This is a genomic window from Paracoccus benzoatiresistens (assembly GCF_026913015.1).
GTDB classification, from domain to species: domain Bacteria; phylum Pseudomonadota; class Alphaproteobacteria; order Rhodobacterales; family Rhodobacteraceae; genus Paracoccus; species Paracoccus benzoatiresistens.
In genome coordinates, this window is record NZ_JAPTYD010000043.1 from 1 (window position 1) to 15,555 (window position 15,555).

Here is a 15,555-nt window from a genome sequence, read left to right on the forward strand (position 1 = left end):
CCACCCCCGCCGACATCGACCGCATCACCGATGCCATCGACACCGCGCTGGCACGGGTGATGGGATAGGGCGGCGCGAGAAACTGCGCAGCCACAGGAAAGGAAATAATCGAGGAATAGCACATAAATTCTTCCCTGGAATAGATAATCCCGAGTTATGCATCCACCGTGACGGCTCCCATCGGTCTGGAACAGCAGGCGAAGATACAGCCATCCTCGATATCGTCGTCGGTGAAGCCGCCGTTGTGGACCTCGCCAGACAGTGTCTGGATCCGGCAGGTTCGCCAGATCCCCATTGAGCAGCCCGAGGGATGCTCAGTCCCGCCGCTCGCGCAGTCATCAGGATCGTGTCGGTTCGCGCGAGCCTGCGTGACGGCCGTTGCCCCAAAGGTCACCTGGGCGGCCCCGCCTTCCTGCGGCAGCACGTCATCGGGCACCAGCTCGGCTTCAGGTGGCGGCGCATGGAAGCTTTCCTGGCAATAATGGTCCATGTCGAAGCCAAGACCTGACAGCATGTCGCGGACAGCGTGCATGAAGTGTTCCGGCCCGCAGCAGAAAACCTCGCGCTGCGGGTAATCGGGCGCCATCAGGCCCAACATGGCGCCGACGCGGTTCAACAGCGAGGTATCCGCTGTGCCGACATCGCCTGCCGCGGACAGCATGGCCTGCCAGGTGTCCTGCTGACGAGTTTGGCAAAGGCGTCGGTCCTTTGCCTGAGCCGTGCCAGGTAAGCTTGCCCTGCCGCCTGGCTGGTGGGCGTGCTCTTGAAGAACAGGTACAGAAAGTCGTCGTCGGTGTTGAAGGGCTTCGTGGCCACGGCGATGGCCTGGGCCTGCACGGTGACGCCCTCGACATGTCCGGCTCCGCTGCCGGCGATGATGAGGCGCCGCACCAGATCGGGACGCGCCAGGGTCGCTTCCTGCGCGACCACTCCGCCGAAGGAAAAGCCCAGCAGGTCCACCCTGTCAAAGCCAAGCCCCTCGATGAAGGCGATCGCATCTTCCGCCCATCCGCGCAGGGTCCGCGCCCAAGTCGGCTATCCCAGAACCATCCGGCTCGACAACGGCAGCGAATTCATCTCCCGCGACCTCGATCTGTGGGCCTATGCCAATGACGTCACGCTCCACTTCTCTCGGCCCGGCAAGCCGACGGACAACGGCTTTATCGAGGCGTTCAACAGCAGGCTCCGCTCAGAGAGCCTGAACGCGCACTGGTTCATGAGCCTTGCAGATGCCCGGGAAAAGCTGGAGGATTGGCGTAGGCACTACAACGAAGACCGACCCCACAGCGCGATTGGATACAAGGTCCCGTTCGCGCTGCATTATCCCGGCGGCGCAGCCAGCCCGTCGCCATGACCAAGCCGGAAAACTTCAGCATCCGGCGGTCCAAGCTTGGGGAGCAGCGCATCAACCGGCGGACGTTCCGTGAAGCCGGAGGAAAGATCGCGCGCCTTGAGACTGCCGCCTTGATGTGGATCAAGACGGTTCGCTTCGACGCCGCTAGGATCCATCGGAGGGCCGCGAGGGGCCGGCTGGCAATCCGGACCAGGAACAGGGGGTCGCTGGATGGATGTGGCAGAGCTCCGCATGGTTGTCACGGGAGGGGCGCGAGGCATCGGGGCCGCCACGGCACGGCTTCTTGCGGAAGGCAGGGCTCGCGTCCTCGTGACCGACGTGCTGGACGCAGAGGGCGAAGCGCTGGTTCGTGAGATCGGGTCCGGGGCCCTCTATCGCCGGCTGGACGTGACCGGCCCGGACGACTGGCAAGAGGCCGTGGATCTGGCCGAACGCAGCTTCGGTTCCGTCAACGCCCTTTTCAACAACGCTGGCATCCTGGCTTGGGCAAGCGTGGCCGACTGCCCGCCCGAGGAGTTCCGGCGCGTCCTTGACGTCAACCTTGTGGGCGTCTTCCTCGGCATCCGCACCGTCGTGCGGGCCATGCGTCGCGCAGCTGGCCCGGTTCCTCTTCACCGAGGCGACCTACTCGACAGGAAGCGAGTTCGTCGTGGACGGCGGCGCCGTCACCGGGCAGGTCCTGCCGTTGCCCCGGGATTGAGGGCAGGGGTCATCATCGTGTCACGCATCACACACAGGAGGACTACATGGTCGAGAACATCAAGAGCGTGCTGGTCGGGCTGACCAAGGAGTTCGGACCCGAGGAAACATCGTCGGCCATAGGCTACGGCCTGTCGCTGGCGCAGGCTGCCGGGGCGCACCTGACCGTGCAGGCCGCCTCGCAGCGCATCGATCTGCAGCACCAGGACACGACTTGGCCGCTGTCGGACCTTGCCGGCGGAGCCAATGCGCAGCTTCAACGGCTGGCGCGGGAAGCCGTCGCCTCGGTCGAGGCGGACGCAGCCGCCGCCGGAGTGGTGGCGGTCACGTTTGCGCCCCATCTTTCCTATCCCGCGATGCTCGCCTCGTTCCGGGCGCTTGCTCATGTTCATGATCTTACGGTGATCGACGCCGAGCCCGAGCCCCTCCACCCAGATCGGGACCTGATCGAGGCCCTGCTCGTGGCCAGCGGCAGGCCGCTGCTGGTGGTCCCTCATGGCTGGGACACATTCCGGGCGCGGCGCATGTGTGTGGCCTGGGACGGCAGCGGCCGCGCCGCCCGGGCGGTGCATGACGCGCTGCCGCTCCTGCGCGCCGCCGAGGAAGTCCGGATCGTGGCGGTCACCGGCGAGAAGGCTCTTCCCGAGGCCGTGCCGGGCGCAGAGTTGGCCCCGCACCTTGCGCGCCATGGCGTGCCGGTCGAGGTCCAAAGCCTTGTGACGACGGATGGCGACGTCGCGCAGACCCTGCGGGACGCGGTGACGGACTTCGGGGCCGAGATGATGGTGATGGGCGGCTACGTCCATTCGCGCCTTCGCGAGCTTCTGTTCGGAGGCGTGACGCAGTCGCTGCTGAGGAACACTCCCGTGCCGCTCTTCATGTCCTACTGAATGCATCGCTGATCGGGAAAAGCGGTCGACGTGGAGCGCAAGGCGCCGTCACCATCCCTGTTAGCAAGGGCGAACATGATCTTCACCATGTGGCGTCAATGGTGCATCCCATGCACGAAGCGGTGACGGGGTTTTTTGCGGGCCAGCCGCCCGGGTCACAGCTTCACCCCCCGTAGCCCCGCGGCATTGGCAATGACGCTGACCGAAGACATCGCCATGGCGGCCGCGGCGGTGATCGGCGACAGCACGAAGCCAAAGACCGAATACAGCACGCCCGCCGCCACAGGGATGCCAAGCATGACCGTTCCGGCCAGAACGTCGAATCTTCACGCCCGAGGAGTGCTGGAGCGCGCTGCTGTGCCCCGACCGGGGCGCGGAAGACCGATGTTGCGGCGGCGCCGAGATTACCGTCTGGTCTTTGCGCCACGTCAATGTCGGTCCGTCCGAAGCGCCGGATGCTGATCGGGTGCGAGGAACGGATCGGTTCTGCGCCAGATACGGGTGCCCGCCGGTCAGGCTGAGGGAGGATCGAGATGCCAATGGCCAGGGCGATCTTGCCGCCTGAGGGCCGAGGGGTGCTTCCGGTGGGGGATAACGGCGTAGCCGTCCGGGATCTGCGCCAAGACGTGCAAGGCCGGGAAGCAGCGCTGGCGGGCCAAGGTCGCCGGTTCAGGCGGGTCAAGATCCGGCCCAGATGCGGCCCTTGTTCGACGTGTTCCGCCTCGCCCCGGGCGTGCGGGGCGAAGGAGCGCCTGCTTGCCGCGCCGATCTGCCTTTCACCGGAAACTCTTCACTCAACTCCGTCTGGTTCAGACATTCAGGTGTCTCATGGACCACGCCCTTCCGGCTGATCATCTGGCAGGGCGTCAGAGGCAACCGCCGCCCTCAACGGGAGAGCCCCCATGAGCTTTGCAATCCCTAAGCCTCTCAAGACCGAGCATGACCATCTCCACGACGATCTCAGGGCCGCCTTGGCGAAGGGCGGCCGTACCGAACAAGCGGCACGGGTCGTGGCGGAGCGCCTCCACCCGCACTTTCTGGCCGAGGAGGAGTTTGCGATGCCGCCGCTTGGCTTGCTGAGTACCCTTGCCGAGCCCCAGGGCGGGACGGTGTCCTCCGAGGATGCCAGGACCGCCGTGGCGATGGCTGACCGGCTTGCGGCCGAGATGCCCCGCATGCTGGCCGAGCATCGGGAGATCGTCGCGGCGCTGCGCTCGCTCATCGCGTCTGCGCAGGAGGAGGGCCACGGCGACGTCGTGATGTTCGCCGAGGCGCTGATGCTGCACGCCCGCACCGAGGAGGAGGTGCTCTATCCGGCGGCCATCCTTGTCGGCCGATACCTGAAGCTGACGGCACAAGCCGGGTCCGGAAGGGTGTCGGGCCTGTCAGGATGATCCTTGGCACAGCCCGGAGGAGGCGCGGCGTCATGCCCGGCATCATCTGCTCCAGCGGGTGCCAATCGGAACCCTGCTTCGGGCTCGTGCAGGAGGGCACGCGAAAACCTGCGGTCCAACATGCCAAGCGCGGAGGCTCCGGGCAGCGGCCGTTCATCCCGGTTGCGAAACACAGGCGGCATTGTAAGGCCCGGGTCCAAGTCAGCGGCCTGCGCTGCGAGAGTGTGCTTCCCCCGCAGCGCATTCTTGATTGCGGCATGGCGCAAGCCATGGCCCGAGGGTCAGGTTGCAGACCCGGGGCGACCGGATTGGCCGACGGAGGCAGAGCCTGGACCAGCCCGTGAATCTTGACTGGAGCCGCCGCTGTCACTTTCGGTGCTGCCGTGCCCAAGTTCCTTCTGCGCGGCGGCGGTCACTTGGCCAGCGGCTGATTTTGCCTCCTCCAAGCCCGCAGCCACTGCATTCTGGACCTTGGCCTTTTCTTCCTCGAAGATGCTCTCGGCCTCGTGGAACAACTGGTCGCTGTAGCTGCCAAGCAACTCGTCTTCTTGCCGGGTCCGCGGCAGCAGGCACGCAAGACCGGCGCCGAGGGCGGCGGCTGCGGCACCGAAGAACAGGGGTTCGCTGTCATAGCCCCTCGAAACGGTGCGGCTGCTTTCACGAAGGCGGCGCGCAGCGGTCTCCCGCGCCTCCACCGCTCGACGTCGGGCGTCATAGACGCGGCGCCGGGCCTCCTCGCTCAAACCCTCGGTCCCCTCGCTGAGCCGGTCATGCAGGCTGCCGCTGCCGTCGCTGATGCGATCGCGCCAGCCCTGGGCCTTCTGGCGCAGCCCTTCGGTCATCCTGCCCAAGCCGGACCCACCACCCGAATCCCGGTCCGAGTGGTGCGCACCGCTGCCGGTCGTGCTCCACCCGCCGCGGCTGGAGGAAGGCACCGGCTGGATGCCGATATTGCCTGTGCCGTCGGCATCGGTGCCGTTGGGGCTGACGTAATACGGATCTGACGGCCTGTCCCAATCGCTGCTGCGGCGACGGACCCGATGATCCGCTGCCCGGTGCGTGGGATCGTAGCCGCGGCCGAAGATCAGCCAAGCCAGCCCCACGCCCGTCAGCGCAAGCGCCACCGGGTTCGCGCGCGCCGCGTCGCTGGCCGCGTTGGCCCATTCCGATCCGTTCTCGCGGAACTTGTCGGTCATGCGGCGGGTGAAGCCGTCCAGCGACAATTCGTCCTGGAGGTCGTTCAGCGTGCGACGAAGCGCGTCCCGGTCGTGCTCGATCTCACGCTCGATGCGTTCGGGATTGTCTGCCTCATTTGTCATTGTAGGCCCCTTTGATGGTCTGCGCGTCGCGCTGCACATTCTGGACAGTGCGAGACGGCATCAGCGCTTCGGGCTTCAGGTCGTTCATGCCCTTGCGCAGCAGGATATAGGCAAGCACCGCCAGCACGACGCCGACGATGACCGCGCTCCAGATCGGGCCAAGCTCGGTTTCGGCAAGCGCGGCCACCAGCGCGGCCACCAGCACGTTGATGGTGACGATGGCGATGACCGCCGCAGCGGCGACAAAGCCTATCGCGACGCCGGCCCGCTGGATGTTCTGGCTGACCTCGGCCTTGGCCAAGGCGATCTCCTTGCGGACAAGGTCGCCCGACAGGCGGATCGCTTCGGACGCCAGTGCGGCGGGATGGTTCGGCCGGGCAGGATCGTCCATGCGTCCGCTATCGGTCGAGTAGTCACTCATGTCGGCCTCCATTCCCGCCAGGAGCGGGTGCATTGCGAGAGGTCTGGCCTTGCACGGTGCCACCGGCGCTGCCCCGGTTTGCGGACTGGCCCGACAGATCCTGGCCCGACAGATCGCGGCCAACCTCGCTGCCCGCGCCACTGCCGCCGATGCTGCCGCCGGTCGTTCCCGTGGCGGGGGTCATTCCGCCGGTGCTGCTGCCTGACGGCGTGGTTCCGGATGCGGTTACGCCCGTGCCAGAGCCCGTGCCCGCCATGCTGGTGCTGGATGTTCCAAAGCCGGAAGCGGTGCCGGAACCGGTGGTTCCTCCGTAGGTCGTGCCCGACTGTCCCATCCCAGACCCGCTGCCACCCGACATGCTGCCGGTCATGGCACGCGCCTGGCTGCCCGAGCCGCCTGTCGTCCCGTAGGACCGGGTGTTGCCGGTATGGCTGGTGCCCGAGGAACTGCCCTCGTAGCCCGGGCCGCCGCGGCTGCCGGTGCCCTGCCGGCGCGCTTCGGGGGCACTGGCCAGCAGGAAGCGCGCGGCCGCAAATCCGCCCAGGGCACAGATGCCGAGAAATGCGCCGGGACGTTCGCGCGCAAAGTCACGGACGCCGTGCACGATATCGGTCGTGTCCGTCGCGTTCAGGTTCTGCGCCAGGCTGCCGACGCTGTCGGCGGCATAGTCGAACACCCTGCCGATGCTGGAATCCGGGTCGATGTCGGATTTGGCGGATCGCAAGGCCGAGGCTAACTGGTCCGCCTGCTTGGAAAGGCTGCCGCGGATGCCTTCCTCGCGCCGCGCGGCCTCTTGCTTCAGGGTGTCGGCAACCTGGCTGACCTTCTCGCCCGCCTGCTCCTTGAGGCTGCCCAGGGTGGACTGGTCATTTCCCGCCGAAGCATGGTGATCATCTGAATTCATGGGAATCCTCCCGATTTCTGAGATGTCGTCGCCGGTGGTGCGGCGCCCGAACCTTGTCGTGGGGAATACAACGAAACATTTTCCCGATTGTTCCCGTGCCGGTTTGGCCCGACCGGCCGTGGAACCAACAACGGCTTCCCGCGCGTTCAACCGCAGCAAGGCAATGTGCTTTCCCCGGCGTTTGCAGAGACGCAAGCTCTGCAGCGCCGCAGCGGCAGCGAAGGAACACGCCATGTCCCGACATGAACGCAGCGTCTCCTCCCCCGATTCCGGCAGAAGCGCAGAAACGCCTGCCGGTATTCCGCCACGCGGATGGAAGCAGATCCTGTTGAGGGTCAAGGACGAGATATCCCGCGACCATATCTCGGTCGTGTCGGCGGGGATCGCCTTCTATGCCTTGCTCTCCATCTTTCCCGCCATCGCGGCGCTGGTTTCGATCGCCGGGCTGGTTCTTGATCCGGCGGATATTGCGGGCCAGCTGGAGACTGTGGTGGGCATGTTGCCCGAGGAAGCCGCCAGGGTCCTGCAGGATCAGGTCGCGAAGGTCACAAGCGGCAGCCAGGCCGGCACTGGCCTTGTTGCCCTGTTCGGGCTGGCCGTGGCCCTTTACGGCGCCATGAAAGGGGTGCTGACCCTGATCGAGGGACTGAACATCGCCTATGACGAAGAAGAAACGCGGGGCACGGTCAAGCTTTACCTGACGGCTCTGGCTATCACGGTCTGCGCGATCCTTGGCACTGCGGCGAGCTTGGGCCTGATGATCCTTCTGCCCGCGCTGGTTGCCTGGGGCAACCTGCCGCCGGTGCTTGAAACCGTGGTCAACGTCCTGCGCTGGCCCCTGATGGCAGCGCTGGCGATGCTGGGGCTTGCAGCACTCTACCGGTTCGGCCCCTCACGCGCGGAACCGAAATGGCGGTGGATCAGCATTGGCGCGATTGTCGCGACGACGCTGTGGATTCTGGGCACCTTGGGCTTCTCGATCTATGTCAGGAACTTCGGCAGCTATACCGAGACTTACGGCACGCTGGGAGGCGTGATCGTGCTGCTGACCTGGATGTGGCTGTCCGCTTTCGTGATCCTTGGCGGCGCAGAGTTGAACGCCGAGACAGAGCAGCAGACGGCAAGGGACACGACAAGTGGCACACCCCTGCCCATGGGCCAGCGCAATGCGGTCAAGGCCGACACGCCGCCGCCGGGTGAGTCTGGCCGATCCGGGCAAGGCCCGAACAGGCAGAGCGATGGCCAGAAGGCCAGAAGCAGCGCGGTCCCGTCGTCGCCGAAGACGGAACTGTTGCTGGCGATTCTGCTGATGGGCAGCGCCGCCCGGAAGTTGTTGCAGCGAAATCGCTGACAAGGACCCGGTTGTTCGCTTCTTGGGCAGAGCAGGAAAGCCATCACGCGACTAAAGGAGGGCTTATGCCAGAGCCTGTGTCATGGATATCCTTTGGCCCTGAAGAAGGCCTGCGCCTGCGGGAACCAACTTCATCAACGCCGCCCTTCCACGCAGCCGGCTTGGAAAAGCTTGCCGCAGCGATCGAAGACATGCTGTGATGGAGTGGTCGGCCGTAGCACCGCGCCCCTTGCCGAACGGAGATTGCAACCGGCCGCCCTCCATCGGGGCAGGTCATCCAACACAGGCGTTGGACACCGGGAGAGCATTGCATGACGAACACCTTTCAAGATGGGTCATCCGGGGTTCCGACCGGCAGTCCAACGCTCTTGCGGATCGTCGCCTCCGCGACGGCGGTGCCCGACTGGGCAGATAGCCAGGCGCCGGCGGCCGGTGCGCTGGTTGCGGTCGGGGGGGCCGCCAAGGTCGGGATCTATGCCGACCTCCTGCAGCTTTACGGGCGGCCCAGGCCGAAGATCCTGATCATTCCCCACGCCCGTCCCGCCAAGGACCACGGTGCCGTTTTCAAGCTCATCGGCAAGCTGTTCGCCGCAGCGGGCGCGAGCGACATAGAAAGGCTGGACCTTTCACGCATCGCTCACGCCAGGGCGCAGATCGCACACGCGGACATCATCTGGATGTCGGGCGGCAGCCAGGGGCGCCTGTTGATCAGGCTCCGCCGCGCGGGGCTGATCAAGGACATCCGCCGGCGCTTTGCCCTGGGCCGGGGCATCATCGCCGGCAGCAGCGCGGGCGCGAGCATCCTGTCCGACATCATGATCGAAACCTCGCAACGCGTCGCTTCCGGTCCGGGGGATCCGGTCCTTTCGCGCGGGTTGGGACTATGGCACGACGCGATCATCGACCAGCATTTCAGCGAGCGCGGACGTCTGGAGCGCCTTGTCCGCGCCATCGAGACACATCCCGACCTGGTCGGCATCGGCATCGACGAGGACACCGGCTTTGTCCGCTTCGGCGACGGCAGGACGCGGGTGATCGGCACGGGAACCGTCACCATTCTGCGGGCGGCGGGCCACGAGACCGGTCCGGCAGCGATCGAAGCACCCCGCCCGCAGCGCGACCGGATTGCTGCGCCGCGCTGACCGGAGGTTTTCTTCGGTTCTTGCTCGCTGCAGAACAAGCGGGCGCAAGCCGATCCTGGAGCTACGGGATCAGATCGGCTTCCGGCATTTCGGTCATGCCGGCAATCATGGCCAGTTCTTCATGCAGCATCTGGCCGGTATCCTGGGCTTCCTCCGGGGCGGCATGGGAGCGCATCGGCTTGCTGTTCTGGAATGCCATAGGACCGACCTCCGGGCCCTTTGTGCGGGTGTCCGGAGGTCTGTCGGCTGCGGTTCCAGCAGCAAATCTCAAATATTATAAATATATAATATTAAGTCATTGAACTTTGTCCTGGATTGGCGTGAAAGTGTCTGGAGCAGGAGATGTTCGGGATGCAAACGGCAGTATCGTTTCAGAAGGGCGACAGGATAGCGGTGATCGGCGGCGGGCTGATCGGGACCAGCTGGGCGGCGCTGTTCATGGCCTGGGGACACGATGTTGCCCTGTTCGAGCATGAGGAAGCGTCACGCAATGCGATCCCCCCGGCGGTATCGGGCCTGATCGCGCAGGTCGCGGAACTGGCGCCAGGGCTTCCGGCGTCCGGACGGTTGCATCTGGCGACCAGCCTGGAGGAAGCGGTAGAGGGCGCGGCGTGGGTCCAGGAAAACGTGCCGGAGAGCGTTCCGCTGAAGCGGGCGATCTATGCCGGGATCGAGGCTGTAGCCCCGGCGGGCATTACCATCGCCTCGAGCACGTCATCGCTGGTCTGGTCGGAACTGTCGGCGGACATGACCGATCCCTTGCGGCTGATCACCGCCCATCCCTTCAATCCGCCCCACCTGATGCCCTTGGTCGAACTGTTCGGCCCTGACGCCGCCCGCATCCAGGCCGCCGCTGCCTTCTATCGCAGCCTGGGCCGACATCCCGTCTTCCTGCGGCGAGAGGCTGTCGGGCATATCGCGAACCGCCTGTCCTCAGCCCTTTGGCAAGAGGCGGTCAACATGGTGGCCGAAGGCATTGCCGACGTGGCCGAAATTGACGCGGCGCTTGTCCATGGCCCCGGCTTGCGGTGGTCGGTCGTGGGCGCGCACATGGCTTATCACCTGGGGGGCGGGGCAGGGGGGATCGGCCACTACCTGGCCCATCTGGGACCCAGCCAGGAACGCCGTTGGCGGGATCTGGGTCAGCCTCGGCTGGATGCTGCCACCTGCGACAAGCTGGTGGCCGGCATCGCGGCCGAGGCCGGGGACCGCGACATCGCCGCCCTGGAAGCCGAGCGTGACGCCGGCCTGATCGCGGTCCAGCGGGCCTTGCGGGGGCGGCGGCCCTGACCGCCGGCGCTTTCATTCGAAAAAGAGGGCAGTGACTTACCATGATAGGCTGCACTATCTGTCCAGGGTCTTTCCGACCGTGCCGGGCCTTAGCAGGGTGATGCCGACATGACCAAGGCGAACTCTCCGACCCCCCTTTACCATCGGGTCTACGCGGTCATGCGAGAGCGGATCGTGAACGGCTATTATCCCGACAACGTCCCCGTCCCCAGCGAGGCTGAGCTTTCGGACAGCTTTGGTGTCAGCCGCATCACCATCCGCAAGGCGATGGAGATGCTGTCGGCCGAAGGGCTGATCACGCGGATGCGTGGGCGCGGAACCTTTGTCACCGACCGGGCGCAGCAATCGGCGCTGAACCGGGCGGTGGTGTCGAATATCAACGGGCTGTTCAGCTATCTCAACACCGTGGGCCAAAGCACGCGGCTGAAGGTCATCAGCCTTGACCGCGGCGAGGCGCCGCCCCGGATCTGCGCGCAGATGGGGATCGCCCCCACGACCGAGCTGATCCGGTCGGTCCGGCTGCGCGAACTGGACAAGCGGCCCTATTCGCTGTCGATGGCCTATCTGCTGCCCGAGATTGGCGCCGGGCTGACGCGCCAGGATCTTGCCAGCACCAACATGATCGACCTGGTGCAGCGCGAGGGCGCGGTGGTGGAACAGGTCGAGCAGGTGCTGACCGCGACACTGGCCGACGAGGACGCGGCAGAACTTCTTCAGGTGCCGATCGGCGCGCCGCTGATGCGGGTCAACCGCTTCTTCTTCGACGACAAGATGGTGCCGTTCTACGCGGCCGAGATCCTTTATTGCGCCGACCGTTACGAATACCGCGTTTCGTTGAAGCGCGAACAGGGCCGGGACTTCCACCTGGACGGGTCCCAGCCCGGCTAGGCGGTCAGGCCCCGGCGCCCGCCTTCATCATCGCGCGCAGCATGTCCAGGCGGGGCTCGACCGGCGCGGGATAGGCGGCGCGGCCATGAGACAGGCCCAGGGCCAGGAAGGTCTCGACCAGCTTGTAGGTCAGGGGGCCGGGGTTGACGACCGGGACGGGCAGGTTGGCGGCCAGGTATTCGCCCGCCTGGTGCATGGTCGTCGATCCCAGGCAGATCACCTCGGCCCCATCCTCATGGATGCAGCGCAGGGCAACATCGCGCATCCTCGGGAAGACCTGGTCCTCCTTTCCGCCCAGAAGGTTGGCGAAATCGGGCGGCTGGTCGAAGCTGCGGACGGACGCGCATTGCCGGTCGAACCCGTATTTGCGGATCGCCTTGCGATATCGCGGCAGCGCGGGCTCCCACTGCGCCAGGACCGAGAACCGCCCGCCCAGCGTCAGCGCGTACAGCATCGACGCCTTGCCCGCGCCGATCACCGGGATGTCGAGCACCGACCGCAGCATGACCATGCCGCTGTCCGACATCGTGTCGATGCAGACCGCGTCAAAGCCTTCATCCTGGGCGGTGCAGCCCGCCTCGAAGATGGCCATGTCCATCAGGCCCCAGTCATGCGGCGACATGAACGAGGTCGGCCCGCAGGTGACGGGTCGATAGGTCAGTTGCCAGTCTGCGGGCAGGGGCACATGGCCCGACTGCGCCTCTCGGTTGCGCAGGCCCTCGGCGTCCAGGGCGAAGGGGACGATAACAAGGATGCGGATCATGCGCGGTCCTCCAGGAAGGCAGCCCCGGCGGTCCCGATGGCGCGGATCATGTCGTGTTTCGGGGCCAGCGGCGCGGGCCAGGTGGCCTTGGAATGGGTCAGCCCCAGGTCAAGTGCGACCGAGGCCAGCTTGTAGGTCAGCGGGCCGGGATTGATGACCGGCACGTCCAGGCGGCTGGCCAGCCAGTCATGCGCCTCGTGCATGGTGGTGGAGCCCAGGATCAGCACCTGCGCTCCATCCTGATCGATGCATTTGCGCGCGGTCTCCAGCAGCAGCGGAAAGACCTGGTCCTCCTTGCCCGACAGCAGCGACTTGTTGTCGGGCGTCACGCCGATCGACCGCATCGAGGCGCATTTATGCTCCATCCCCAGTTCGCCCAGCGTCTTGGTGTAGAGCATCTTCCAGCGGTCCCACATCATCAGGATCGAGAACTTCTCGCCCAGCATCTGCGCCAGCAGCATCGAATGCCGCCCCGGCGCGATGACCGGGATGTCCAGCACCGACCGCAACATCGCCATGCCGCTGTCGGACATGGTGTCGATGCAGACCGCGTAGAAGCCTTCTTCCTGCGCATCAAGGCCCGCGTCCATGATGGAAAAATCGGCAAGCGCCATGTCGTGCTGGCTGGAATAGTTCTTTGGCCCGACGCGGACCGGGCGATAGTGGAATTCAAGGCCGGGGCCCAGGTCCACGGCGCCGATTTGCGCCTGCCGACGGGCCAGATCCTCCTCGCCCATCGGGAAGGGCACGATCACCAGAACCTTCTTCATCTTCTCCTCCATCCGTCAGCCCTGGGCCGCGATGCGTGCGGCGGTGATGCCGGCCAGCCGTCCGAAGGCCGTGGCCGACAGAAGCCCGTTGCCGGACAGGTAGCCATAGTTGGAATCGCCCGACAGGCCCCGCGCCGCGCCGCCGCCCGCCATCAGGTTCGGCAGCGCGGTGCCGTCCGTCCGCAGCACCCGCGCGTCATGGTCGATGACCAGCCCGCCCTGGGTGTGGAACAGGGCGCCATTTACCTTGACCGCGCGGAAGGGCGGGGCCAGGACCTGGCCGGGGTCGAAGCTGCGGCCCAGCCGGTCGGGCTGACCCGATGCGGCGGCCGCGGCAATGCCGTCAAATTCCGCCCTGAGCGCGTCCAGCGGCAGGCCGGTAGCCGTGGCCAGGTCCTCGACCGTGTCGGCGGATTTGACCGCGCCCAGCTTTCGGATCTCGCGATAGTCGTGGAAGTCGAGCGCGGCCTTTTCGCAGCGTGCGTCGAAGATGTCCCAGGCGACATGGCCGGGCTGGGCGGCGACCTCGGCCCCGTGTTCGGAATAGCCGCGCATCTCGTTCGAAAAGCGCCGGCCCTCGGTGTTGACCAGGATGCCGCCCTGCGTCACCACGGCCCAGGTCAAGGGCAGCCCATGCGGATGGGCGACCGATCCGTGGCCCTGATAGGCGCCCATGTCGGCCATCCAGGCACCCAGTTCCGCGCCCCATTTCACCGCATCGCCCGTGTTCGACAGATGCCCGCAGCATTCGGCGTCGGCGATTTCGGGGATGTGACGGCGCACCATGTCCGCGTCGCCCGCGAAGCCGCAGCAGGCGAGGACGAGGGACTTGCAGCCCAGCGTCTCCATCGCGCCGTCGGGGCGGCGGAAGCGAACCCCGGCGACGCGGCCGGTGGCATCGACGAACAGATCCTCGACCGATGCGCCGGTCAGCAGGTCGATGCCTGCCCGCGACACGGCCGACAGCAGCGCCTGTTCCAGATCGGCCCCGGTGCGGCTGTCCGGCCCGTGCATCCGCATCCGCGAATGGCCGGGATACAGGAATCCCGTCACCAGCCGGAAGCCAACGCCGTGGCTGTCCATCAGCCAGTCGATCATCGGCCCCGAGGTCTGGGCCGCCAGCAGCGCCATGTCCTGCGGCGCATGGCCGTGGGTCTTGGCCACGATGTCGGCGGCGAAAAGGTCGGGGTCGTCGTCGATCCCGGCCTCGCGCTGCAGCCTTGTGCCCGCCGCGGGGATCAGCCCCGCCGACAGCGAGGTCGAGCCCTGGGGGTTTTCGTCGCGTTCGAGGATCATCACCTCCTGGCCCGCGTCGTGGGCGGCAAGCGCCGCGACCAGCCCGCAGGCGCCCGCGCCGACCACCACGACCGGCATCTCGAAGTCAAAATCCACGCCATCGGCGGACAGAACGGCCATAAGCTCCTCCTTCGTCTGGACAGGCGCTGCGCGCGGTCAATAGTCGGTGCGGCTGCCTTCGGGCGTGCCATAGCGGGCTTCCAGCTCCTGGATTTCCGCCATGCGGGCGGTGTCGAAGAACTGCTTGAAGCTCATCACATGGGGGGCGATGGATGCGATGGTCTCTTCGCGCTTCAGCACCGCCAAGGTGTTGCGCGCCGCCTCGCAGGCGGACAGCAGCAGCCAGTTGGGATAGATGATCAGCTTGAATCCAAGCGCTTCGATGTCGGACCGTGTCAGGAACGGCGTCTTGCCCGAGGTCGCCATGTTGTAAAGCAGCGGGATGCCGGGGAAACGAGGCGCGATGTGGGGCAGGTCGTCGGGCAGGGGGCTTTCAACGAAGATCACGTCCGCGCCCGCTTCGCGATACATCTCGGCCCGGTCGAAGGCGGCGTTGCGCCCGTGCAGCGCCAGGGCGTCGGTGCGGGCGATCACCACGAAATCGGGGTCCACACGCGCATCCACGGCGGCCTTGACCTTGGCGACCATGTCCTCGGCGCTGATCAGCTGCTTGCCGGCCAGGTGGCCGCAGCGCTTGGGCAGGACCTGGTCCTCCAAGTGGACGGCCGCGACCCCGCCGCGTTCGTAAAGCTGGATCGCCCGGCGCACGTTCAGCGGCCCGCCGAAGCCGTTGTCGGCATCCGCGATCAGCGGAATGTCGGATGCGTCGGCGATGCGAGTGGCGTTGTCCACCATCTCGGTCATGGTTAGCAGCCCGACATCGGGATAGCCCAACCGCGTGGCCGAGGTGCCGGCGCCGGTCATGTACATGGCCTCGAAACCGGCCTCGGCGACAAGGCGGGCATACATGGCGTCCACCACCCCGGGGGCCATGACGGCCCGTTCGCCCGCCAGAGCCTGGCGCAGGCGGCGCGTGCGTGTCAGCGACATTTGTTTGTTCTCCGTTTGCGTCTG

19 protein-coding genes and 1 pseudogene are annotated in these 15,555 nt (G+C 66.3%); 9 read left to right on the top strand and 11 right to left on the bottom strand.

Translation table 11 applies throughout. The annotated features are described in order from the left end of the window. Window positions 1-154: 154 nt before the first annotated feature. Both OU682_RS18430 and OU682_RS18435 read right to left on the bottom strand, forming a co-directional pair. Window positions 155-661 carry a 2Fe-2S iron-sulfur cluster-binding protein gene (locus tag OU682_RS18430; RefSeq protein ID WP_268943675.1) on the bottom strand — a complete coding sequence of 169 codons (507 nt, stop codon included), beginning with the start codon at window positions 659-661 and terminating at the stop codon, window positions 155-157. Continuing rightward, complete coding sequence (locus tag OU682_RS18435; RefSeq protein ID WP_268943676.1) at window positions 613-960, bottom strand: alpha/beta hydrolase; 348 nt, start codon at window positions 958-960, stop codon at window positions 613-615. Before OU682_RS18435 ends, OU682_RS18430 begins: the two co-directional genes overlap by 49 nt. A 67-nt stretch (window positions 961-1,027) precedes the next feature. Between OU682_RS18435 and OU682_RS18440 the strand changes: the two are divergent. The 3 genes and pseudogenes from OU682_RS18440 to OU682_RS18450 all read left to right on the top strand — a co-directional run. Further along, window positions 1,028-1,354, top strand: a pseudogene (locus OU682_RS18440) (integrase core domain-containing protein); the annotation flags it as partial. Between the two features lie 231 nt (window positions 1,355-1,585). Beyond that, entirely contained in the window at window positions 1,586-2,137 is a 552-nt protein-coding gene (locus tag OU682_RS18445; RefSeq protein WP_268943677.1) for an SDR family NAD(P)-dependent oxidoreductase, read from the top strand. Continuing rightward, complete coding sequence (locus OU682_RS18450; RefSeq protein ID WP_268943678.1) at window positions 2,101-2,943, top strand: universal stress protein; 843 nt, start codon at window positions 2,101-2,103, stop codon at window positions 2,941-2,943. The genes OU682_RS18445 and OU682_RS18450 overlap by 37 nt, the downstream gene beginning before the upstream one ends. A gap of 155 nt (window positions 2,944-3,098) precedes the next feature. On the opposite strand, the gene OU682_RS18455 is transcribed toward OU682_RS18450, so the two are convergent. Further along, the gene (locus tag OU682_RS18455) at window positions 3,099-3,242 is read right to left on the bottom strand and encodes a hypothetical protein (protein WP_268943709.1); all 144 of its coding nucleotides are present in this window, start codon (window positions 3,240-3,242) and stop codon (window positions 3,099-3,101) included. A 603-nt stretch (window positions 3,243-3,845) separates the two neighbouring features. Between OU682_RS18455 and OU682_RS18460 the strand changes: the two genes are divergently transcribed. Continuing rightward, complete coding sequence (locus OU682_RS18460) at window positions 3,846-4,337, top strand: hemerythrin domain-containing protein (RefSeq protein WP_268943679.1); 492 nt, start codon at window positions 3,846-3,848, stop codon at window positions 4,335-4,337. A gap of 281 nt (window positions 4,338-4,618) precedes the next feature. Here OU682_RS18460 and OU682_RS18465 read toward each other — a convergent pair whose 3' ends face one another. The 3 genes from OU682_RS18465 to OU682_RS18475 are packed head-to-tail and all read right to left on the bottom strand — an operon-like array spanning window position 4,619 to window position 6,981. Beyond that, window positions 4,619-5,656, bottom strand: a complete 1,038-nt coding sequence (locus OU682_RS18465) for a DUF3618 domain-containing protein (protein ID WP_268943680.1) — start codon at window positions 5,654-5,656, stop codon at window positions 4,619-4,621. Further along, a complete protein-coding gene (locus OU682_RS18470) occupies window positions 5,646-6,077 on the bottom strand; it encodes a phage holin family protein (protein WP_268943681.1) in 432 nt (143 codons plus the stop codon). The genes OU682_RS18465 and OU682_RS18470 overlap by 11 nt, the downstream gene beginning before the upstream one ends. Then, the gene (locus tag OU682_RS18475; protein WP_268943682.1) at window positions 6,070-6,981 is read right to left on the bottom strand and encodes a hypothetical protein; all 912 of its coding nucleotides are present in this window, start codon (window positions 6,979-6,981) and stop codon (window positions 6,070-6,072) included. Before OU682_RS18475 ends, OU682_RS18470 begins: the two co-directional genes overlap by 8 nt. Before the next feature lie 232 nt (window positions 6,982-7,213). Here OU682_RS18475 and OU682_RS18480 point away from each other — a divergent pair, with 232 nt between their 5' ends. The 3 genes from OU682_RS18480 to OU682_RS18490 all read left to right on the top strand — a co-directional run bounded on the left by OU682_RS18480 (window position 7,214) and on the right by OU682_RS18490 (window position 9,474). Continuing rightward, window positions 7,214-8,332, top strand: a complete 1,119-nt coding sequence (locus OU682_RS18480; RefSeq protein ID WP_268943683.1) for a YihY/virulence factor BrkB family protein — start codon at window positions 7,214-7,216, stop codon at window positions 8,330-8,332. A 65-nt stretch (window positions 8,333-8,397) separates the two neighbouring features. Next, window positions 8,398-8,532: a hypothetical protein gene (locus OU682_RS18485; RefSeq protein ID WP_268943684.1), complete on the top strand. Its 135-nt coding sequence runs from the start codon at window positions 8,398-8,400 to the stop codon at window positions 8,530-8,532. Between the two features lie 111 nt (window positions 8,533-8,643). Then, entirely contained in the window at window positions 8,644-9,474 is an 831-nt protein-coding gene (locus OU682_RS18490) for a cyanophycinase (protein ID WP_268943686.1), read from the top strand. Window positions 9,475-9,535: 61 nt separating this feature from the next. Here OU682_RS18490 and OU682_RS18495 read toward each other — a convergent pair whose 3' ends face one another. Beyond that, the gene (locus OU682_RS18495; protein ID WP_268943687.1) at window positions 9,536-9,673 is read right to left on the bottom strand and encodes a hypothetical protein; all 138 of its coding nucleotides are present in this window, start codon (window positions 9,671-9,673) and stop codon (window positions 9,536-9,538) included. A gap of 152 nt (window positions 9,674-9,825) precedes the next feature. Here OU682_RS18495 and OU682_RS18500 point away from each other — a divergent pair, with 152 nt between their 5' ends. Together OU682_RS18500 and OU682_RS18505 are read left to right on the top strand one after the other, a co-directional pair. Then, the gene (locus OU682_RS18500) at window positions 9,826-10,764 is read left to right on the top strand and encodes a 3-hydroxyacyl-CoA dehydrogenase NAD-binding domain-containing protein (RefSeq protein ID WP_268943688.1); all 939 of its coding nucleotides are present in this window, start codon (window positions 9,826-9,828) and stop codon (window positions 10,762-10,764) included. A 108-nt stretch (window positions 10,765-10,872) separates the two neighbouring features. After that, window positions 10,873-11,652 (top strand): GntR family transcriptional regulator, encoded by a 780-nt coding sequence (locus OU682_RS18505; protein WP_268943689.1) that lies wholly within the window; start codon window positions 10,873-10,875, stop codon window positions 11,650-11,652. A 4-nt stretch (window positions 11,653-11,656) separates the two neighbouring features. On the opposite strand, the gene OU682_RS18510 is transcribed toward OU682_RS18505, so the two are convergent. Genes OU682_RS18510 through OU682_RS18525 form a run of 4 tightly spaced genes read right to left on the bottom strand, consistent with a single transcriptional unit; the run spans window position 11,657 to window position 15,531 of the window. Further along, window positions 11,657-12,415, bottom strand: coding sequence for an aspartate/glutamate racemase family protein (locus tag OU682_RS18510; protein WP_268943690.1), 759 nt, complete (start codon window positions 12,413-12,415; stop codon window positions 11,657-11,659). After that, complete coding sequence (locus OU682_RS18515) at window positions 12,412-13,185, bottom strand: aspartate/glutamate racemase family protein (RefSeq protein WP_268943691.1); 774 nt, start codon at window positions 13,183-13,185, stop codon at window positions 12,412-12,414. The genes OU682_RS18510 and OU682_RS18515 overlap by 4 nt, the downstream gene beginning before the upstream one ends. 15 nt (window positions 13,186-13,200) lie before the next feature. After that, window positions 13,201-14,601: an FAD-dependent oxidoreductase gene (locus OU682_RS18520; protein ID WP_268943692.1), complete on the bottom strand. Its 1,401-nt coding sequence runs from the start codon at window positions 14,599-14,601 to the stop codon at window positions 13,201-13,203. A 36-nt stretch (window positions 14,602-14,637) separates the two neighbouring features. Next, entirely contained in the window at window positions 14,638-15,531 is an 894-nt protein-coding gene (locus OU682_RS18525) for an isocitrate lyase/PEP mutase family protein (protein WP_268943693.1), read from the bottom strand. Between the last annotated feature and the right edge of the window lie 24 nt (window positions 15,532-15,555).